Raw genomic sequence first — 17,322 nt, 5'->3', positions numbered from 1 at the left:
CCCTATCAGCGATCACCAGCCACCCACCAAGTCCGGTGACAACACCCCCCGGATCATGGACGACTGGGGGCAACAATCATGCCGAACTTGGCTGGCCAAAACCTTGAGGATCAAGGTCTGTATATAGCAACGGGGGCGGATAGGCTGTGCTACGCGTCACCGAAAGCTTTTTTAGGTGCAATTGTCGTTGACTTGCGGTAACATTACTGCCGATAAAGAGCCGGCCGCGCCTGAACCGGGCCACGGCGCAGTCCCAACCAAGGAACCGACATGTCCAACATCACCAGCGACGCCCAGGCGGCGTCCCCTGCGGCCGAATACCTCGCCTTTACCCTGGGCCAGGAAGAATATGGCATCGACATTCAAAAAGTGAGCGAGATCCGCAGTTACGAAACGCCGACCCGCATCGCCAATGCACCGGATTTTGTCAAAGGCGTGGTCAACCTGCGCGGCATCATCGTGCCCATCGTCGATATGCGTATCAAGTTCAACCTGGGCACGCCCAGCTATGACCAGTTCACGGTCGTGATCATCCTGAATATTGGCCACCGCGTGGTGGGCATGGTGGTGGACCGCGTCTCGGACGTGACCACGCTGGCGCCCGAACAGGTCAAGCCGGCGCCGGATATTGGTTCGGCGCTCGATACGAATTACATTATTGGCCTGGGCACCATCGAAGATCGCATGCTGATCCTGGTCGATATCGACAAGCTGATGTCGAGCGCCGACATGGGCTTGCTCGACGCCGCCGCTGCCTGATATCGCCGCCGCCGGCGCCCGGCGCTGGACGTGCTCAGGTCGCGTCCGCCGCGTCCTCGTCATCGTGTCGCAGCCACGACGCGATGGCCTGCTGTGACAGCCGGTCCGCGTCGCCGTTGCGGTGGCGTGGCACCCAGCGCACGCTGACCTCACCTGATAGCCTTAACTCCCGCAGCAGCGCATGCACCCGCGCACGGTGCGCTTCCAGTCCTTTGGCCCCCAAGGCGGGCGCCAGATTCACGTCATCGATCACCACCTTGCTGTCGCCGTACACCACCAGTTGCGTCAGGCGCAGCGGCAGGGCCGCTTCCAGCAGCGCGATCAGCGCCAGATATTCCGCCTCGCCGCTGTTGCCATGGCCTGCCTGGCGGTTGATTTCCGTTCGTTCTCCATCGGGGCCGCACAGCAGGGCGCCTATGCCCAGCCGGCCGGGATTGGGATGGGCCGACCCGTCGAACCACGCGCGCCAGGCATCGGCCGGTGGCTGGCTTGCCGCTCGCTTCAGTTCGATGCGCGTTTGTTGAGTGTGCAGACGCTCGGCGCGCCGCCCCTGTTCCCGCTCCCGCAGGTCGGCCCGCGCCGCCAGCAGCGCGGCCAGGCCTTGCAAGCCGGCCGCCTGCGTGAGCGTGTGGCGTAGCGCGTCCAGTTCGGGCGTGCCGGTGCGTGCCGCCAGCCGGCGGCTGGCCACGCGCTCGCCCTTGTAGGCTGCGGCGGCCAGTTGCTCGAATTCGGAAGGGTTCATGCGCGGCAATTGAAGTGACGGAGGCCGTCAGCATAACCGATCCGCAGCCCGCGCCGTGGCGCGGCCGCGAACGCGGCAGTGTCAGTCGCGGCGCGGATTGTCGGGGTGGCGGTCGTAGCGGTTCGGCACACCGTCGCCGTCGCGGTCGTGGTCGTAGCGATTGGGGATGCCGTCGTGATCGCGGTCGCCATGGCCGTGATGGCGTTCCCAGCGGCCTTCCTCGCGGTACCAGCGTCCTTCCCGTTCGATCCAGCGCGGTTGTGCGTACATATAGCCCGGCCGCTCCGCCACCCAGCCGCCGGCCATCCATTCATGCCGGTTGCCGCGCCACTCCCAGTAGCCGGGCGCCCAGGCATAGCCGGGACGCGCATGCGGCACGTGCTCATAACGGGGCGGGGGCGGCGCCACCGTCACATAGTCATAGCCCGCGTCGGCCGCCTGCACCATGACCCAGCCGCCGGGATCCAGACGCCAGTCGTCGCCATCGCGCAGCCAGACGGCACCCCGATATTGATAGCCGCGGCGTTCAGGTTCCCAGTGGCCGGCCAGCCATACGTGGCGATAGCCGTCCCAGTTCCAATAGCCGGGCGCCCACACATAACCGTGGCGCGGTGCGGGAACGCTTTCGAAACGGGGATGGGGCGGGGCGTTGCCGATCACGACGCTCAGGCCCACTTGGGCCGATGCGGCCGAGGGCAGAAAAGCGGCGGCGCTGATGGCGATCATCGCGGCGGCATAAAAGGTGGGCTTGATCATGATGTTCTCCGTAGTGCGTTCTGGCATACGGGAACTATATCAAGCGGAGCGGGGCACAAAAACGGATGATGCAACTTCTTACAACTGACACAAACCATGCGCGCTGCCGTTGGCGCAGTAGGCGCGATTGCCGCTGTGGCGGCGCGAGTGCCAGACTTCGCCTGTCACGCGGCGCGACGCTTGTGGCGGCGCGGCTGCAGGCGAAGGGCGGGGCGGGCCATCACATTTTGCTCGCAATATGGCCGGCGGCGACGGCGGCCTTGTTCTCGTCAAGCAGCGATTGTTTTTTCTGGTCGGCGGTCAGGCGTTTGGCACTGACCACCACCACGGGCGTGTTGAGCGCCAGCGCTGGTGCGATGCTGGCGACGGCCGGGGCGGGCGTAGCGACTTCCTGCTTGTCGAGCACGTAGTTGGCGGCACAGGCCAGGCCCAGCGTGACAACGAACAGGGCTTCGAAGTTTTTGACGAGTTTCATGGCGCTTCCTTTCGGTGGGGTGAGTGTTGATGTGATCACTGTATCCAGTCCGCCCCGGCGCCGCCACGGCCTTGCGACGAGCGGTACGTTTTGCGGCGCGAACTGCAAAAAATGGCGACCAGTTGTGCGCCGCAGCGGACGGATTTTTCCACTCCCCCCGCTAGTGGAGGGCATACCTTCCACAGCCAGCGCGAGGGCCAGATGCGGCGTACGATCACTTATCTTTTGCAAGCCATGACGGCATGGCGGCGCACGCGGCGGCGTCAAGCCAATCTGCGCGCCGGCGCAGTACGGCAAGGGCAAGGGCAAGGGCAAGGGCGCGGCCGGGGCGAGGCCGCGCCCTTGCGGGTGGTATCGTCCACGGCTGGAGGCGGGCTTGGAGACCGGCCGGCCGTGCATGTGACGCGCTCCTGGCGCGCGCTGGCGGTGGGCGGCGCGTTGGCCAGCGCGGTCGGCGCTGCCCTGATCGCGGGCCATGCGCGTCACCTGGTAGCGGCGACCATGCACACGGTGGAGGTGGATACGGCCGGGGCGGCGCAGGTGGCCGCTGCGTTTCAGCCCGTGCTGCCGGGAGCGCGTTTTGAGGTGCCCGCCACGTCCGGCGTGCGGATAGGTTTGCAGCCCCAAGGCGCCATGCTGGTGGCCGTCGGCATGCGGGCGGCGGCGCCGGTGCGGGTTGACCTGTGCGGCCAGCTGCGTACCGGCGGCGATGCGCACATGATTCCACTGCGGCTAGGCTATCGCTTCGAGGATGTCCTGCGCTGGGTGGAACACGGCACCGAACCGGCACCCGCCCTGCATAACGTGCTGTTGGTGGATGCACCCGCGCCCGGCGTGGTGGCAATGCCGGAAGTGCGGATCAATGGCCAGTTGCGGCCCGACTTCAGCAGCCCGGCCAGTGAACCGTTGCAACTGCGTTGGCACAGCACGCAAGGCGACGTGCGCTGGATCAGCGACGCCACGCTGGGCCAGATAGAGCAGGGACGGGATGGACAGGTGGGTTTGCGCGAACAAGGCTGGCTGACCTGGGATAACGGCGCGGCAGCATTGCGGCTGGAACGGCGCAACAATGTCCTGTGTCCGCAGGCGGGAGAACTGGTGGCGCAGTTGTACCGGATTCCGTCCGGAGACGCGGACCAGCCGCCGCGCGCACTGGTGGCGGGTTTTCCGGCACGGGGCCGGCCGGTGAGTACTCTGCTGCCACCCGGTGATTATCAAGTCCCCGCCGTGCCCCGCGCGCCATTCGAGGACCAGATGCTGTTCGAGAGCCTGCGCGCGCGCGGGCTGGTACGGGTGCGCGATGACGGCGATATCGAAGCGGCGCCGCGCGACCTGCTGCAATGGCTGGTCAGTCCCGTGCCCACGCGCGCCGCCCAATTGGCGGGCTGGCCCGGCGTGGCGGCAGACGCGGCCACCGCCAGGCTGCTCAAGCGCCTGTATTACCAGGCCGACGGCGTCTATGTCCGGCAGCAGATCGGCATCTACAACGACGAGCGGCGCTTGCTGGCGTGGCGGGCCAAAGAAGGTGAGCTGCAATGGCGCGCCAGTGCGCTGCCATCGGCGGCGGATGCCAGCAGTGAAGCCGTCACCACGCCGCTGCCGAACAGTGCGCAGATGCCCGCGCTCGCGGCGAGTCTGTTCGCTGAACTACCGCAGGGCTGGCAGCCGTGGACGCGCGTGGCGCGCTGGACGCCGGCGACATCGGCCCGCACGATACGGTTACAGGCCCAATTGCCTCATCCCGCGACGGCCAACGACACGCTGCAACTGCTGGTCATCGGCCAGGTGCACGGCGTGCGCGGCGCGCGTGCGCGGACGCAATCGGCCTGCACGGGACGGGGTTGCGGCACGCCCGGCGACGTCCAGTTGGTGACCCTGGAATTGTCGCCGGGCGCGCGCGACGTGGAACTGGAGGTGTCGGCCATCCGCGTCAATGCGCCGGAGGACCGCAAATACCGGCATCTGGCCGTTGTCGATGGCCATCCCCTGTGGCAGGCGTTGGCCGGGACGGGCAGCATGGCGGCGGCGCCCGCATCCGCCTTGCCCGCCCAAGTCCAGCTGCAAGACCGCAACGGCACGCCGCTGTGGGCCGATGGCGCGCCCACCCAGGCGGCGCAGGATGCGGGCATGGCCACGCTGCTGGGCGTGAATCCGGCCCAGGCCAGCGGCATCGCCGGCATGCTGGCGCGCCGTCCCGCCACCAGTGGCGCATCGGTTCCGGCCCGGCTCACGCTGGATTTGCCGTTGCAGGCGCTGAGCCAGAATGTGCTTGATTGCGTGGCCATGCGGCGCGGCCGTTGGGACGGCAAACACTGCGCGGGCGGCCGGGCCGCCCCGGAAGGCCGCCACGCCGGCATCGTCATCCTCGACACGGAAACGGGCGATCTGCTGGCCGCCGCGGGTGCCGGCGCCGGGGCCGTCAACCCGGCCAATTGGGCCGAAGTGCGCGATTTCGACCGCGCCAACCCGGCCCGCAGCGCCTTGCGCCTGCCGGCTTTGCAGCACGACGGCGGCGCCCACCAGAGCCCCGGCTCCACGTTCAAGATAGTCAGCGCCCTGGGCCTGGAGCTGGCCGCCCAGCGCGACCCGCAGATCGAGCACTTGCTGGCGGGCTTGCCGCTGGCCGCCATCAATCACATGGCGGCGCAGCGCGGATTCGGCTTCCAGACCGATGCGGCGACCTATCCATTCAACACCCGGCAGGCCCACATCACCAATTACAAGGAGCAGAGCCTGGACCGCCGCGCGCAGGACGGCAGGTTGGGATTGGCGCAGGCCCTGACCTACAGCCTCAATACCTGGTTTGCCTGGTCCGGCGAGTTGAGCGACGCCAGCCTGTTGGGCCGCCCCGACGGCGGCGCGCCCGGCCTGCAGGCACTCGACGCGGACGCGCTGGACCCTGTGCGCCCCATCCTGGCCGCCGCCCACCGTCTCGGTTTCGGCCAGCCCCTGCGCCTGGACGGTGGCTTGCTGCCGCCCGATTTCAACTGGCAGCCATGGGATGCGCTGCAAGCCACGCCGGCCCATATAGACCCTATCCACACGCGCCACGAACTGCGGCAGATGACGATAGGCTTGCGTATGCAGGCTACGCCGCTGCAAATGGCGCTGGCGGCGGGTGCGGTCGGGCAGGGCGCTGTGATCACCCCGCGCATGCTGCTGGCACTGGACGGCAAGGACAGCGGCGTACCGCCGGTGCGGCCGTTGGGCATACGGCTGGACCGGATCCGCGCTGGCATGAAAGGCGTGGTCGACGTCGGCACGGCGGCCGGCGCCTTCGGTGGCCCGGCGCTGGCCGCGCTGCGGCCCCACCTGTACGGCAAGACCGGCACCGCTCCCAGTGGCGACGGCATGGCCACAGTGTGGTTCGCCGGCTGGCTGGAGCCGGGCAGTCTGCCCGGTCAAACGCACCGCCTGGCGCTGGCCGTCTTCGCCAGCCACTCCGAGGCCACGGGCGGCGAGCATGCGGCGCCGGTGGTGGCCACCATTCTGGCGACCCTGGCGGGGCAGAATCGGGAACAGAAGGGCAAATAGCCCTGTTTCCCGCAGCATGGGGCGTCCCGATCTGTGGCATGATTTTAGAGCGTCCGCCGGTGGCCGTTCATCCTGAAGCGGTCCGGCGCGCCCTTACTAGTTAACAGGAACGTATGCGCTTGCCAGGAACCCGGTACCAGGAGCATGGCTGGGAGCAGGTGCGCAAACTGCTGGGAAGCTGCTCGTTGCAAGCGTTCCGGCAGATGGACATGCATCTGCTGCTCGATTCAGCGCAACATGAAGCGCTGCTGGACGCCTATGTCGATACGTTGGCGGCCCGCCTGCGCGCGGGCGAACGGCTGGCGCGCGCCGAGGCGGCGGGCAACAGCTATGGCGACAGCGTGTGCGAACTGGCGCTCAGCCTCGCGTTCGAACTGCATGCCCATCCAACGTTCTGGCATGCGTTCGTGGCCACGCTGGTGGCCGAACATGCGCGCGCCGGCGCGTTCTGGAGCGATCCGGCGGCTGAAGCGGCGCTGCGCAAGAAGGTCAACGATATGTACGCGGGTCTGCGCGACAAGGTCGATGCCGACAACTACATGGTGGCCACGGGCCGCGACTGCACGCCCAACAAAATCTACACCTACCGCATGCTGGACACAGCCTGGCACGCGCTGGCCCAGCTGTTCGAGGACGGTGCCTCGCACCGCGAGCGGCTGGCTGTCATCCTGGACTGCGCGCCGGGCACCATGCCGCCGGAGTTCCGGCATCTGAAAATCGGCGCCTGCCAGGCGGAATGGATCATTCGCTGGAGCGAAACGCAGGAGCATTACACCGGCGCCCCCGGCCCGCTGCATACCCGTTCCAAGCGCTTTTCCAGCCTCAAGAACAACCCGGCCCGGATCGCGGCCATGCTGGCGGAAATCGGCGACTATGAGGAATTGTCGTCCAACCAGGACAGCGCCGACCCTTGGCGGGAAGATGCCGGCGAGGCCGCGTCATGGCTGGAAGACTACTGGCGCGTGATGGATGCGTCGGAAGCGCAGGAGGCGGCTGGCGGTGCGGCCGCCATGTCCGATCAGATCCTGCCAGCGCCGGAAATGGACGATAGCGAGTCATCTTGCGAGGCGGAACCGGCGGACGAGGAACCCGCGCCGGCGGTGCACGATGCAGCGGAGGTAGCCACTGCGCTGGCCGCCGAGCAATCCATCGCCGCCGCGCTTTCCCTGCCCCCCCGCTATCTGGAAATGGCGCGGGCCGCGCAGGACACGGCCAGTTGGACGCTGCGCGTTCTGCACGGGACTACGCTGCCGATACGGCTGGCCGTGTATCACACGCTGCTGGGACCGGAGGACGACAGTTACCCCGATGCCTGGCTGGATGCGGCCACTGGTGAACTGCCCACCTTGCAGCAACTGGCGGCGCTGGATGGCATATCCATGCCCACCTTGCGCAAACGCCGGAACGAAGCCATCGCCCGGCTGCATGCGGCTCACACGGGAGCCGCGTAATTGAAGGAGAACGAGATGCATACGACACCACTGGATGACCGGCTGCGCGAGCGCCTGCTGCTGTCGCGGGCGGCGCCTGGCGACCGGCTGATGCTGGCCGACGCCACTTTGCTGGCCGCGCTGGACGGCAGCCGCGCGCTCACGCCCAAGGAACGCACCGCCCTGCAGCAATCGCCGCTGACCATGCGCCGCTTCCGTCAACTGGCGTTGGACCGGCGCGCAGCGGGAGTGAAGGGCAGCGTTACCACCGCCGCGCCGGTGCCGCATCATGGCCGACCTGGACTTGTCGCCGCCAACGACGCCAGTTGGCACGGCAGCGCCGGCATGTTGCGCGCCGCCGCCAGTAGCGGTGAGCTTGACATGCTGAGTACCGACGATCAGTTCTGGGCCCTGCATTTCCTGCCCGAGGGCGACGGCTGGCAAGTGGTGCTCAAACTGGCCGGCGAAGCGCCTTTCGCGGCACGCCTGCTGCGCGAGCGGACCATGCTGCGCGTGGTGGATGGCGGTGGCGCCATCGTGTTGCAGGGCCGGCTGGACGCGGATGGGGAATGTGAGCAGCCCTGGCCATTCGCCACCGCGCCCGCGCCCCACTTCCACATGTATGGCGCCCGTTTCGCCGTCGAACCGGTCGCGCCCTGAATCATGGGACTGTTCAGGCGCCGCCGCCATCAGCCTGCCGATACCAGCGCGCTGGGCCGGCATGTGGTCGCCCGTCGTCTGGGCGAAGGCGATAGCGCCCCGGCCGCGTGCCGCGTCGTCATTTTCAATCCGGGCGGTCATGCGCGCCGCGCCGCCACCGGCAAGATCAACTGCGCGAAAGGCGAAACCGCATTTTGCTTCCATCCCGGCCCCTACAGCGTGGACCTGACGCCATTCGCGGCGGCGCCGGAACTGGGGCTGCGGCTGCGATTCGTGATTGATGCGACTGACCCGCGCGTGACCCAGCAACGTTTCGACCTGTTCCTGTACAGCGAGACGGAGGTGGAGCTGACGTTGGACGATATGCACGCCCGCATCGATAAGGCTGTGCAGGCTGCATTGGCGCAAGGCGCACTGGACCTGCCGCCTTGCGCCACCCTGGACGAATGGAATTGCTTCCGCGCCGGTCTAAACCAGCTGCTGTACACGCGCTTTGGCATCACGGTGGACGATTGCGTGCCGGTCGACCTGGGCGACCAGATCGATTACGCCGATGTGCTCGCGGAACGGGCGTCGCAGGCCGCCGCCGTGGCCGCGGCAACTCAGCAGGCGCCCGCCACCGCCGAGGCCAGCGCCACTGACTGCACCATCGCCACTGCCAGCGCCAGTACTAGCGCCAGCGCCAGCACCAGCACCAGCACCAGCACCAGCACCAGCACCAGCACCAGCACCAGCACCAGCACCAGCACCAGCAGGAGCGCCAGCCCTACCGGCATCGCCAGCACCAGCGCCAGCGCTAGCGGGCATGCCGCGCAGGTTTCGGCGCACGCCAAGATGGGGCCATCGGGCGGATTGCCGCCGGCCGCCTGCGATGCCAGGGCGCTGCGGCGCCTGTTCCTTGAGCTGCCCGCGTTGAGCACAGCTTTGCGCCTGTTGGCCTTGCCCGCCGGGCCGGAGCCATTCCAGACCCAGCAAGCCTTGTTGCGGCGGCTGGCGCTGCTCAAGCTGAGCGTGGACACAATGCCCTCGCTGGCATGGGCCGCACCGGATCAGCCGCTGGAAGTGCACCAGCAAGCCCGCCGCAGCCGTAACAGTACAGCCGCCGTGGCCGCGCTGGATGAAGCATGGGCACTGTTGGCCCGGCTCCAGTTGGCCGTACCGGTACAGTGGGGCGAACTGTCCGATGAAGCGAACCGCATCTGCGCCAATCTTGAATACGATCTGGCCTTGCGCCGCGCCCCATACGAGCCGATACACGAGGACGAACTGCTCGACGAACCCGTACCATTCATCCGCCGGGAGCCAGCGTCATGACCTTGCCCACCACTGCGCAATGCCTGGCCCTGCTGGCCAATGGCCGCATGCTGACCATCATGGCCAGCCGCCGGCCGCGCGCCAACCGGGCCGACGTCAAATGCATCGTCGCCGGCGCGCCCGCCATCTGCGAGCGTATGCAGCAGGTGGTGCGGCTGGCCCGGCACACGGAGGCGCGTTTCGACAGCCGCGACCAGGTGGTGCTCAGCATGGATGCCGTGCCGGAACCGGATGAACGCGATTGGGAATTGGCCGCCGTACTGGCCGATCGCATGGTGCGTGGACTGTACCGCTGCGCCAGCGGCGTGGCACTGGCGCATGGCCGCTCGGACGCATGGCACCTGGGCCGGGTGCAGGCAGGCGTTCCGCTTGCAATCGAGCAAGTTCGCCACCATCTGACGCTTGCTCCCGCCTTGGTGCTGGGCGCCGGCACGGGCGTGGCGCCCGAAGTTGACTGCCTGTTCATTTCCCACCTCGGTGGCCTGCATGGCCATCCCGACCCCGCCACCGCCGTGGCCAGCGCCATGGCCTGGTTCCCCCTGCATAGCGGCGGCGTGAATGACAGCCTGGGCTGGGTGGAAGTGAGCGTCTATTCGATCGGGCAGGGCGTCTTTGGGCATGGCGGGGCGGACGAGGAGGACACCATCGCCGCGCCGGGCCTGGACCTGAGCGCGCAACTGGCCGTGCGGCGGACGCTGGCCGGCGCCCGCCATTTCGACGGCCGGGGTCTGGGGCGCTGGCGCACCGTGGTGCGCTTCGGCCAACCCCGGTTCCAGGGCGCGTCGTATGAGCTGGCGCTGGTCATGGCGGACCGCCTCGCGCGCGGGCGCGAGTGCGTGCCGCGCGGGCGCATCATCGCCACCGGTTGTTCCAGCGCCTGGCATGCGGGGCAGGTGGAGACGGTGGACGGCTGCGGGCCCAAGCTGGCGTTGATATTGAAGCAAGCCGTGGCCGGGGACCGGGTGTTGCTGCCCGCCGCCTGGCAGGGACAGTTGCCGGATGGATTCGCGGCCGCGCTGCGGGCGCGCGGCGCCAGCCATGTTTGCATCGAACGAATTGGCATGATCTGAATCGTGCGCAAAAGGAGTACCGGTGGGCCCCTGCTAAAATCGTTGGCGGGCTGGGGTGTTCCGGTGGATGAACCCAAGAAGGAGTCTGGCATGTTCCAAATGTTTGGTTTTGGCGGCGTCAAGTGCCCGCGCTGTGGGCACAAGAATGACGAGCAGTCGGGCTATTGCGCCGATTGCGGCCTGACGCTGGGCGCCCCGCGCAACGAGCCGGTGCTGCGCGATAACCGCTGGATACCGGGCAACGATGAACTGGCCGTCTATTTTGGCGTGCGCGCGCTGTCCGGCATTTTCACCAAGACGCTGCGCGTACCGGCCACCGCCCGCGCCTACATCCTGCAGGCCGACAAGGCCACGGAAGTGCCGCAAGGCGAATATGAAATCGAAGGTTTCTTCACCCGCCTGAACCATTTGCTGCGTAACCAGCATGCGGAAATCCTCATCACGCGCAGCACGCCGCTACCGGTGGATTTCTCGTTCGACGACCTGCATACGGCCGAGCACTTGAAGATTGCGGCCCGCTTCACGGTGGGCCTCCGGATCGAGAACGTGCCGGCCTTCGCCCAGCACTTCATGACCACCCCGGGCACCGTCACCACCAGCCACCTGCATGATCTGCTGGCGCCGTCCGTGCGCCAGTTGGCGGTCGAATTCGTGGGCGCCCGGTCGATGCGCGACATGGCCCACAATCCCGACCTGCGCGCCCAGCTTGACGAACGGCTGCAGGCGGCGCTCAAGCTGCGCCTGGCCGAATATGGCCTGGCCGTGTCCCAGGTGGAGACGGCCGCCATGCGGCACGACAAGTTCGACCACAACCGCGAACGCATCGGCACCTTGTGGCTGGTGGCCGACGAGCGCCACGTGCAGCTGGAACACGTCAAGCAGCTCGACCAGATCTACGATGACGAGGAATGGCAAGCCATCTGGCGCGAAGAGCAGAAAATGCGCACCCAGTACCGGCGCGCTGAACTGCGGCAGGATGCCAGCGTGGAAAAGGCGGAATTGACGCTGCAGGAAGCGGAACGGGTGCAGGCCATCCGCGCCCGCGAGGTGGACCTGTATGGCCGCATCATGGAATCGAAGACGCGCAAGGTGGCGTTGGAGAAGGGCGCCGGCACTACGCTGGCGGAACTGGAGCACGAGCTGGCGAAGCACCGCGCCGTGCGCGCGGGCGATACAGCGGAATGGGAGCACGTGCGCGAGCTGGCGCAGATCAAAATGCGCACCGAGCTGGAAATCGCCCAGCAGGAAGCGGCCGAGCAGCGGCAACTGGCGCAGCAACGCTTCGCGCACACCTTGCACCAGCAGGCCATTGAAAACCAGATCGCGCAGGCCCTGGCGATCGAGGACGAGTCGCGCCGCCGCGCCGAACTGGCCCGCTTGCGCCAGCGCGAGGCGGAGGACAAAGAACGCGAGGCGCAACTGGAAACGGAGCATCATCTGGCCCGTCACCAAGGGCTGGCGCTGGCCAACCTGGCGCGCCGCCGCGAGGCCGAACGTATCCAGGAGTGGGAAGACCAGATACAGCTGGCGCGCCAGCGCGAACTGCTGCGCGGCGATGCCGTCAAGGATGCGTCCAATGCCGTCCAGGTGGCCGAGATCAACCAGAAGATCGAGGACTTGCGCCGCGCCGGCGCGCAGGCCGACGCCATCGCCCAGTACGAGAAACTGTTGCGCACGATAGAAGCAGACAGCGTCCACGCCCGCAACAACCAGGCCAACGCGCACCAGGCCATGCTGGACCAGCTGGCCGTGGATGAGCAGCGCCAGTTGCTGCAGGAGCGTGAGCGCGAAGCGCAGTGGCAGCGCGAGCTGAAAGCCATGGCCCATGAGCGGGACGAGAAGTTCGCGCGCTGGAAGGGTGAGTACGACATGCTGCTGGCGCGCCAGGCGCACGAGATCGCGCACGTGGAAGCGATCGGCAAATTGAGTGACATGGGCATGGTGGCCACGGCCGCCACGCCCAACGCGGAAGCCGTGGCGCGCATCATGCAGCTGCAAATCAAGGGCGGCATGACACCCGAGCAGATCCAGTCGCTGGCCGCCGTGGTGGCGGCCGAACACAGTGTCAGCCCGGCCGAGGCCATGCGGCTGGCGCGCGAGCAGGTGCTGGAGGACCGCGCCCACCGCGACACCGACATGGACAAGGACCGCCGCCACCAGCTCGACCTGCTCAATCTGCAGAACGCGGCCAGCGCCGTGGCCCTGACGACCCAGAGCCAGCTCGGGGTGGGCGTGGCCCGGGCCGGGGTGCCCGGTGCGGTGGCCGCCACAACGCCGACCATCGCGCCGGCCGCGCCCGTGCGTTGCTGCCGCAATGGCCACCCGGTTCGGGCGGATGCCCCGCATGATAAATTCTGCGCCGAATGCGGCGTGCCGCTGACACCGTGACGAAGCAGGAATCCCACCTTCGATGATGCAAACCGCAAGAGAAAAGATACGCGAACTGCGTGCCCTGCACGAGGACGGGCTGTTAAGCCTGCAGGAGTTCGATCGCCGCAAGAACGCTATCCTGGACGCCGAATACGCGCCGCCGGGCGGCAGCGCCGCGCCCATGCTGGCGCGCCAGGGGACGGAACTGGGGCTGATGAGTGGCCAGGAAATCGGCCCTCAAAACCGGCGCTACCGGCTGGAACGGCTGATCGGCATGGGCGGCATGGGCCAGGTGTGGCTTGCCACCGACCTGGCCACGCACGCCGAACTGGGACACAGCGACCAGGTGGCCTTGAAGATCCTACCGCCGCAACTGACCCAGAGCGCCACCCACGCCAAGCTGTTGATCGAGGAAGCCACCCAGGCCCGCAAGCTGGCGCATGAAAACATCGTGCGCGTGTACGAATGGGCGCAAGACCCGGCCACCTCCAGCTATTTCATCATCATGGAATACCTGGAAGGCCAGGACCTGGACGCCATCCTCGCCCGCGAAGGCCCACTGGCGCTGGAGCGCGTGTGCCAATTGCTGCAACCGGTGGGCGAGGCGCTGCACTACGCTTGGGACAAGCACAAGCTGGTGCACCGCGACATCAAGCCGGGTAACGTGTTCCTGACCCAGCGCGGCGAAATCAAGCTGCTGGACTTCGGCATCGCCTCGCGCGCGCGCAGCGCCGGCAGCAGCCTGGGGCTGCAGGCGCCCAACGCCGGCACGGCCGGCTACCGGGCGCCGGAAGCGGGTACCCATCAGCGCCAGCCCAGTCCCCGGCTGGACGTATATGCCGTGGCCGTGATGATCTATCAGCTGCTGGAAGGGCGCATGCCGTTCGAGGACATGCGCAGCGCCGATTTTCATCCCTCGGCGCCGGCCGCGCTCAATCTGCGCCAGTGGCAGGTGCTGCAGGCGGGGTTCGCGTTTGCGCAGGAGCGCCGTCCGGCCAGCGTGGCTGAACTGCTGCAAGCGTTGCGCGGCGCGGCTGGTCCCAGCGAAGAAGAACTGGCGGCGCAGGCCGCCGCGGCCGAGCAGGCGCGCGCGCGCGAAGCGCTGCGCCAGAAGGAGCTGGCGGCCCAGGCCGAACAGGCCCGGCTGGCCGAGCAGCGTCGCCAGGCGGAATTGGCCGCTAAACGCCAGGCCGAGGTGCAAGCCGCCGCCCAGGCGGCCGCCCATGCCGCCGCGCTGGAAAAGGTGCGGCTCGATAAGCTACGCCGCGAGCAGGAAGCCCGCCAGCGCGCCGAGGCGGAAGCGGCCGCCAAGATACGCAAGCAGCAGCTACGCGAGCAGTTGCAAGCCCGGCGCGAGGCCGATGCCGCCGCCGCCCGCGCCGCGCACGAGGAGCAGCAGCGCAAGGCCATGCAGCTCAAGGCCGAAGCGGCGTATCGTGCCGAGCAGGAACGCCACCGCAAGCAGCAGGCCGAACGCAACGCGGCCGAACTGGCGGCCCTGCTGCCCACGCCGGGCAGTCCGGTCGCCGATGCCAGCGGCGTGCTGCGTGACCGCTTCCTGGACGGCACCGGCGTCGGCCCGGAGTTGGTGCTGATCCCCACCGGCCGTTTCCAGATGGGCTCCGCGGAACACGAACGGGCCATCGCCATCAAGGCCGGCGCCCAGCAGGGCTGGCTGGAACGCGAGCAACCGCAGCACTGGGTGGGTATCGAGCATTCGTTCGCGCTGGGCCGCTATCCCGTCACGGTGGGCCAGTGGAAGCTGTTCGCCCGCGCCACCGGTTGGGAATCGATGTCCGACACGGACTGGCGCCAGCCCGGTTTCGTGCAGACGGACGAACATCCCGTGGTCGGCGTGAGCTGGAACGACGCACAACGCTATGTGCGCTGGCTGTCCGAATGCACGGGCCAGCAGTACCGCCTGCCCAGCGAGGCGGAATGGGAGTATGCGTGCCGGGCCGGGACCAAGACCGCCTTTTCATTCGGCGACGAGATCAGCACCGAGCGCGCCAACTACGACGGCAATTACACCTACAACGGCAGCGCGCGCGGAGAATTCCGGCAGGGGACGACCAAGTGCGGCAGCTTCGCGCCCAATCCCTGGGGCCTGTTCGACATGCATGGCAACGTGTGGGAGTGGGTGCAGGACGTGGTGCACGATAACTACCAGGGCGCGCCAGCCGACGGCACGGCGTGGGAGCAGGGCGGTGACCAGGTACGGCGCGTGCTGCGCGGCGGCTCGTGGCTGTACAACCCACGCTATCTGCGCTCGGCTGTCCGCAATGGGTACTCGGCGGTGCTGGCGAACGACATCGTCGGTCTGCGTGTGGCACGGAAATTGACGTAGATGACGTCTGTTGGCTGGGAATTTGGGTGGTGAAGCAGTATAATGCTGGTTTTTGCGGGCAGTTGCCCAACTTTTCAGGATAATACGATGAGCGCTTTACCTCCATGCCCCAAATGCAATTCCGAATTCACCTATGAAGACGGCGGCCAGTACGTGTGCCCGGAATGCGCGCACGAGTGGAGCGCGCAAGCGGCCGAAGCGGCTGAAGAAGGCGCCAAGGTGTACCGCGACGCCGTCGGCAACATCCTGCAGGATGGCGACACCGTCACCGTGATCAAGGATCTGAAACTGAAGGGTGGCGGCGGTACCGTCAAGGTCGGCACCAAGGTCAAGAATATCCGCTTGGTGGACAGCGACCACGATATCGACTGCAAGATCGACGGTTTCGGCGCCATGAGCCTGAAGTCGGAGTTCGTCAAGAAAGTGGTGTGATGGGATGGCGGCCACGCGCCGCCTGCGAGCACCAAAGCAAACGGCGGCCTGGCGGGCCGCCGTTTGCTTTTCCGCGCGCCGTTTCAACCGAGCGCACCAGCGCAGGGTTCCACCCAATCGCACCAGCGCAAGGTTTAACCCAATCGCGCCAGCGCAAAATCGACGAAACTGCGCACCTTGGCGCTGGGGCGCGGCTCTGGCCGGCGCACGATGTGGACGGCGCGCGATGGCAGTTCCCAGTCCGGCAGCAGATGCACCAGCGCGCCCGAGTGCAAATGCTCGGCCAGCAGCGAGTCGTTCTGCATCACCACCCCCATGCCCGCCAAACCTGCCGCCAGCAAGGCGTGGCCGTGATTGCTGATGAAATTGCCCTGTGCCCGCACCGCCACCATCGTCTCGCCCTGGCTGAAACGCCAGCGATGGTCCACGCCCCAGGTGTCGAAGGACAGGCAGTTGTGCTGCTCCAGGTCCAGCGGATGATGCGGCACGCCATGCCGTTCCAGATAATTGGGACTGGCCGCGGCCAGCATGCGGCTGCGCGCCAGCGGCCTTGCGATCAGGCCCGTGTCGGCCAGTTTGCCGGAACGGATCGCCACATCGATGCCTTCCTCGGCCAGGTTCACCACCCGGTCATTCAGCACCAGGTCGACATGCACCAGCGGATAGGTGGCCGTGTAGGCGTGGATCACCGGCACCAGCCGCTGCGCGCCGTACGCCACCGGCGCCGTGATGCGCAAGTTCCCTTGCGGGACGGCGCGCAGGGTTTCGGCCACATGGTCGGCCGCCTCCACGCTGGCCAGCACGTCGCGGCACCGTTCAAGATAGCTGGCGCCGATCTCGGTCAGGGTCAGTTTGCGGGTGGTGCGTTCCAGCAGGCTGGCGCCCAGTTGCTGCTCCAGCGCGCTCACGTGCTTGCCCACCATGACGGCCGACATGTCCAGCACGCGGCCGGCCGCCGCCAGGCTGCTGGCCGTCGCCGCCACCACGAACACTTGCATGCTGCGCAGTTTGTCGCTCATATCCGGAATAAAAAGTTACGATTACCGGAATTGTAGGCTTATTTCTCGTTATTTGGTTCGGATTGATAATGAGTCCGCCTCACCAACCACACCAGGGAGAATCACATGGCTGCATACGTTATTGGCGCTTTGACTGTACATAACCCGGACTGGCAGCAGGAATATGGATCGAAGATGCCGGCCCTGATCCAGAAGCACGGCGGCAAACTGCTGGCGCGCACGCCGGCCGCCCTGCTGGAAGGCGAGGCGCTGCTGCATGGCGTGACCGTGATGATCGAATTCCCTACCACGGAGCAAGCGCAGGCCTGGCACGCCGACCCGGACCATCAGCCGCTGCGCAAGCTGCGCCAAAGCGGCTCGCATATGGACATGATGCTGGTCGACGGGCTGTAACGGCACCGCAGGGCGGCATCG

14 protein-coding genes are annotated in these 17,322 nt (G+C 67.3%); 10 read left to right on the top strand and 4 right to left on the bottom strand.

Going from position 1 to position 17,322, the window contains the following annotated elements; translation table 11 throughout:
* Positions 1–270: 270 nt before the first annotated feature.
* Positions 271–759: a chemotaxis protein CheW gene (locus H3H39_RS12880; protein WP_182153771.1), complete on the top strand. Its 489-nt coding sequence runs from the start codon at positions 271–273 to the stop codon at positions 757–759.
* 34 nt (positions 760–793) lie between these two features.
* Here the strand turns inward: H3H39_RS12880 and H3H39_RS12875 are convergent, their stop codons facing one another.
* The 3 genes from H3H39_RS12875 to H3H39_RS12865 form a co-directional block, all read right to left on the bottom strand.
* On the bottom strand, positions 794–1,501 hold the full coding sequence (locus H3H39_RS12875; protein WP_182153770.1) for a ribonuclease HI family protein: 708 nt from the start codon (positions 1,499–1,501) through the stop codon (positions 794–796).
* Between the two features lie 81 nt (positions 1,502–1,582).
* Positions 1,583–2,257, bottom strand: coding sequence for a thrombospondin type 3 repeat-containing protein (locus H3H39_RS28360; RefSeq protein WP_182153769.1), 675 nt, complete (start codon positions 2,255–2,257; stop codon positions 1,583–1,585).
* 220 nt (positions 2,258–2,477) lie between these two features.
* Entirely contained in the window at positions 2,478–2,732 is a 255-nt protein-coding gene (locus tag H3H39_RS12865; RefSeq protein WP_182153768.1) for a hypothetical protein, read from the bottom strand.
* A 201-nt stretch (positions 2,733–2,933) separates the two neighbouring features.
* Here H3H39_RS12865 and H3H39_RS12860 point away from each other — a divergent pair, with 201 nt between their 5' ends.
* The 8 genes from H3H39_RS12860 to H3H39_RS12825 all read left to right on the top strand — a co-directional run bounded on the left by H3H39_RS12860 (position 2,934) and on the right by H3H39_RS12825 (position 15,889).
* Positions 2,934–6,266 (top strand): penicillin-binding transpeptidase domain-containing protein, encoded by a 3,333-nt coding sequence (locus H3H39_RS12860; RefSeq protein ID WP_182153767.1) that lies wholly within the window; start codon positions 2,934–2,936, stop codon positions 6,264–6,266.
* Positions 6,267–6,379: 113 nt separating this feature from the next.
* Complete coding sequence (locus H3H39_RS12855; protein WP_182153766.1) at positions 6,380–7,717, top strand: hypothetical protein; 1,338 nt, start codon at positions 6,380–6,382, stop codon at positions 7,715–7,717.
* A gap of 15 nt (positions 7,718–7,732) precedes the next feature.
* The gene (locus H3H39_RS12850; protein WP_182153765.1) at positions 7,733–8,356 is read left to right on the top strand and encodes a hypothetical protein; all 624 of its coding nucleotides are present in this window, start codon (positions 7,733–7,735) and stop codon (positions 8,354–8,356) included.
* Positions 8,357–8,359: 3 nt separating this feature from the next.
* Positions 8,360–9,670: a hypothetical protein gene (locus H3H39_RS12845; RefSeq protein WP_182153764.1), complete on the top strand. Its 1,311-nt coding sequence runs from the start codon at positions 8,360–8,362 to the stop codon at positions 9,668–9,670.
* On the top strand, positions 9,667–10,740 hold the full coding sequence (locus H3H39_RS12840; RefSeq protein ID WP_182153763.1) for a hypothetical protein: 1,074 nt from the start codon (positions 9,667–9,669) through the stop codon (positions 10,738–10,740). Before H3H39_RS12845 ends, H3H39_RS12840 begins: the two co-directional genes overlap by 4 nt.
* Positions 10,741–10,830: 90 nt before the next feature.
* Positions 10,831–13,128, top strand: coding sequence for an SPFH domain-containing protein (locus tag H3H39_RS12835; RefSeq protein WP_182153762.1), 2,298 nt, complete (start codon positions 10,831–10,833; stop codon positions 13,126–13,128).
* A 22-nt stretch (positions 13,129–13,150) separates the two neighbouring features.
* Positions 13,151–15,457, top strand: a complete 2,307-nt coding sequence (locus H3H39_RS12830; RefSeq protein WP_182153761.1) for an SUMF1/EgtB/PvdO family nonheme iron enzyme — start codon at positions 13,151–13,153, stop codon at positions 15,455–15,457.
* 87 nt (positions 15,458–15,544) lie between these two features.
* Complete coding sequence (locus H3H39_RS12825; RefSeq protein ID WP_182153760.1) at positions 15,545–15,889, top strand: zinc ribbon domain-containing protein YjdM; 345 nt, start codon at positions 15,545–15,547, stop codon at positions 15,887–15,889.
* Between the two features lie 134 nt (positions 15,890–16,023).
* Here the strand turns inward: H3H39_RS12825 and H3H39_RS12820 are convergent, their stop codons facing one another.
* On the bottom strand, positions 16,024–16,908 hold the full coding sequence (locus tag H3H39_RS12820; RefSeq protein ID WP_182153759.1) for a LysR substrate-binding domain-containing protein: 885 nt from the start codon (positions 16,906–16,908) through the stop codon (positions 16,024–16,026).
* A 105-nt stretch (positions 16,909–17,013) separates the two neighbouring features.
* Between H3H39_RS12820 and H3H39_RS12815 the strand changes: the two genes are divergently transcribed.
* Positions 17,014–17,301, top strand: coding sequence for a DUF1330 domain-containing protein (locus H3H39_RS12815; protein WP_182153758.1), 288 nt, complete (start codon positions 17,014–17,016; stop codon positions 17,299–17,301).
* The last annotated feature ends 21 nt before the right edge of the window (positions 17,302–17,322 follow it).

Origin of the sequence: Rugamonas apoptosis (assembly GCF_014042355.1) — a bacterium.
GTDB classification, from domain to species: domain Bacteria; phylum Pseudomonadota; class Gammaproteobacteria; order Burkholderiales; family Burkholderiaceae_D; genus Rugamonas; species Rugamonas apoptosis.
Note: the sequence above shows the minus strand (reverse complement) of the source record. Positions and strands in the feature narration are given on the sequence as shown.

Excerpts from the sequence above, each read along its gene's own strand:
- H3H39_RS12880 (WP_182153771.1), top strand. The coding sequence starts at position 271 with ATGTCCAACATCACCAGCGACGCCCAGGCGGCGTCCCCTGCGGCCGAA.
- H3H39_RS12875 (WP_182153770.1), bottom strand. The coding sequence starts at position 1,501 with ATGAACCCTTCCGAATTCGAGCAACTGGCCGCCGCAGCCTACAAGGGC.
- H3H39_RS28360 (WP_182153769.1), bottom strand. The coding sequence starts at position 2,257 with ATGATCAAGCCCACCTTTTATGCCGCCGCGATGATCGCCATCAGCGCC.
- H3H39_RS12865 (WP_182153768.1), bottom strand. The coding sequence starts at position 2,732 with ATGAAACTCGTCAAAAACTTCGAAGCCCTGTTCGTTGTCACGCTGGGC.
- H3H39_RS12860 (WP_182153767.1), top strand. The coding sequence starts at position 2,934 with ATGCGGCGTACGATCACTTATCTTTTGCAAGCCATGACGGCATGGCGG.
- H3H39_RS12855 (WP_182153766.1), top strand. The coding sequence starts at position 6,380 with ATGCGCTTGCCAGGAACCCGGTACCAGGAGCATGGCTGGGAGCAGGTG.
- H3H39_RS12850 (WP_182153765.1), top strand. The coding sequence starts at position 7,733 with ATGCATACGACACCACTGGATGACCGGCTGCGCGAGCGCCTGCTGCTG.
- H3H39_RS12845 (WP_182153764.1), top strand. The coding sequence starts at position 8,360 with ATGGGACTGTTCAGGCGCCGCCGCCATCAGCCTGCCGATACCAGCGCG.
- H3H39_RS12840 (WP_182153763.1), top strand. The coding sequence starts at position 9,667 with ATGACCTTGCCCACCACTGCGCAATGCCTGGCCCTGCTGGCCAATGGC.
- H3H39_RS12835 (WP_182153762.1), top strand. The coding sequence starts at position 10,831 with ATGTTCCAAATGTTTGGTTTTGGCGGCGTCAAGTGCCCGCGCTGTGGG.
- H3H39_RS12830 (WP_182153761.1), top strand. The coding sequence starts at position 13,151 with ATGATGCAAACCGCAAGAGAAAAGATACGCGAACTGCGTGCCCTGCAC.
- H3H39_RS12825 (WP_182153760.1), top strand. The coding sequence starts at position 15,545 with ATGAGCGCTTTACCTCCATGCCCCAAATGCAATTCCGAATTCACCTAT.
- H3H39_RS12820 (WP_182153759.1), bottom strand. The coding sequence starts at position 16,908 with ATGAGCGACAAACTGCGCAGCATGCAAGTGTTCGTGGTGGCGGCGACG.
- H3H39_RS12815 (WP_182153758.1), top strand. The coding sequence starts at position 17,014 with ATGGCTGCATACGTTATTGGCGCTTTGACTGTACATAACCCGGACTGG.